A 2,221-nucleotide genomic window follows, 5' to 3' on the forward strand; every position below is an offset into this window, starting at 1 on the left:
ATTAATGAAAGAAAAAGGATTGCGAGCGCTTATCGTGGAGCGATCGAATGAGGAAGACGCCTACGGCATCATCACGGAAACCGATATCGTCTACAAAGTTGTCGCCCAGGGCCTGAGCCCTCAAGCGGTGCTGGTGCGCGACGTTATGACCAAGCCGTGCATTGTGGTGAACCCGGATCTTTCGGTGGAAAACGTGGCCCGCCTGTTCGCCCTGACCGGGATCCGGCGCGCGCCGGTGATCCGCGAGCGGCTGCTGGGCATCATCTCGGTGACCGACATCCTCCGCAAAGCCCTGTGAAGGGAGGTTGCGATGGGAGCCCTTGTGATCTCAGAAGGCGAGAAGCGGTTGATCCGCTGGCACCTGTATGTCGCCTACATCGCCATCGCAGTGGGGATTTTCTTCGGCCTGCTTCAGGGCCTCAGCCGGGCCAAGTTGTTGCCGCCCATGCCTTGGTATGACTATTATCAGGGCTTAACATTCCACGGCGTATTGAACGCCCTAGTGTGGACCACCTTCAACATCGTGGGGCTGCTGGCGGTCGCCGTTCGAGCCTCCCTGGGCCGTCCGCTCTACAGCCTCAGCCTGGGCTGGACCGGGTTCGGACTGATGACGATCGGTGTGGCCGCCGCAGGCTATGCCATCCTGACCCGCCAGGCGAACGTCCTCTACACGTTCTATCCACCCCTGATGGCGCATCCCGCTTTCTATATCGGCGCCACCCTGCTGATTGTGGGCTCGTGGATCAGCGGGGCGAACCTCATCTTGACCTACGTGGCCTGGCGGCGGGAGAACCCGGGGCAGCGGACGCCGTTGATGACGTTCGGCTCCATCACGGTCTTCGTCCTGTGGTATATCGCTACCCTCGGCGTGGCGATCGAGGTGCTCTTCCTCCTGCTCCCCTGGTCCCTGGGCCTGGTCAAACAGACCAACCCGATGCTGGCCCGCACCCTCTTCTGGTATTTCGGGCACCCGCTGGTCTACTTCTGGCTGCTGCCCGCCTATGTAGTTTGGTATACAATGGTCCCGCGACTGGCCGGCGGCAAGCTATACAGCGACCCCATGGCCCGCCTGGCCTTTTTGATGCTGTTGATCTTCTCCACCCCCATCGGGCTTCACCACCAGTATGCCGATCCGGCTGTGGGGCAGGAATGGAAACTGGTCCACGCCTTCGGGACATTTATGGTGGCGATCCCGAGCCTGCTCACGGCGTTCAACCTGATGGCCTCCCTGGAATACGCCGGGCGACAGCGCGGGGGCCGCGGGCTGATCGATTGGATCTTCCGCCTCCCGTGGAACGAGCCGGCCTTCGCCGGGAGCACCCTCGCGATGATTGCCTTCATCTTCGGAGGCATCAGCGGCATCGTGAACGCCTCATACAATGTGAACCTGGTGGTTCACAATACCTCCTGGGTGCCTGGCCACCTGCACCTGACGGTAGGCACGGCCGTGACCCTGACGTTCATGGCGACGGCCACTTGGATGGTGCCCTATCTGACTGGCCGTGCGCTGTGGAGCCACAAGGTGGCCTTAGCGAACATGTATCTGTGGTTCGTAGGGGTGATGATTTTCGCGGTCGGGATGATGCGCGGCGGGCTGGAGGGCGAGCCGCGGCGGACGAACCTGGGCTTCTCGCCCTATCTGTTGCCGGAGTGGATGCCCTTCCTGATCATGGCCGCCATCGGCGGGGCGTTGATGTTCATTGCTGGAACCCTGTTCCTGCTGAACATGGCCATGACGATTTGGTTCTCTCGGCAGCCGGCTCGAGTGGAAGTGCCCATCTCGGAGGCCCTGCACACCGCAGCGGATGCGCCGCTGGCCTTTGAACGCTGGCGGGTGTGGCTGGCCGTGGCAGCCGTCCTGATCGTCATCGCCTACGCGCCGGTGATCACCCAGGTGCTTCAGACCTCCCCCTTCTCCGCATACGGGTTCCTGCCCTCGAGCCCGTCACCGATCCGATAAACGAGTGGACCCCTTGTGAGGGCGAGGGCTGGGAGCCCTCGCCCTCACAAAAGCGACGCTGAACGACCGAGCGGCGGAGGGGCCATAGCGATCGCCTTTCCTCCCTCCCTGGATCCCCCCAGGCTCAAAGGACCTCTGGGGGGATTGATTCTTTCGGGGGTGGGGGGGGGGGCGGGGGGAGGGCGCCGCGCCCCCCCCCCCGGGGTGGGTGGTGGGTGGGGGGGGTGGGGGGGGAGGGGGGGGGGGGGGGGCCCATGGGGC

Annotated in this window: 1 protein-coding gene and 1 pseudogene; both read left to right on the top strand. The window is 63.6% G+C overall.

The genetic code is table 11. The annotated features are described in order from the left end of the window. Positions 1-292: pseudogene (locus NZM16_RS09395) on the top strand (CBS domain-containing protein); the annotation flags it as partial. An 18-nt stretch (positions 293-310) separates the two neighbouring features. Beyond that, entirely contained in the window at positions 311-1,960 is a 1,650-nt protein-coding gene (locus tag NZM16_RS09400) for a b(o/a)3-type cytochrome-c oxidase subunit 1 (RefSeq protein ID WP_295480102.1), read from the top strand. The last annotated feature ends 261 nt before the right edge of the window (positions 1,961-2,221 follow it).

This window comes from Thermoflexus sp., from assembly GCF_025055495.1.
Lineage (GTDB): Bacteria > Chloroflexota > Anaerolineae > Thermoflexales > Thermoflexaceae > Thermoflexus.

Bases quoted from the DNA above. Each gene is read 5' to 3' on its own strand.
- NZM16_RS09400 (WP_295480102.1), top strand. From the start codon at position 311: ATGGGAGCCCTTGTGATCTCAGAAGGCGAGAAGCGGTTGATCCGCTGG.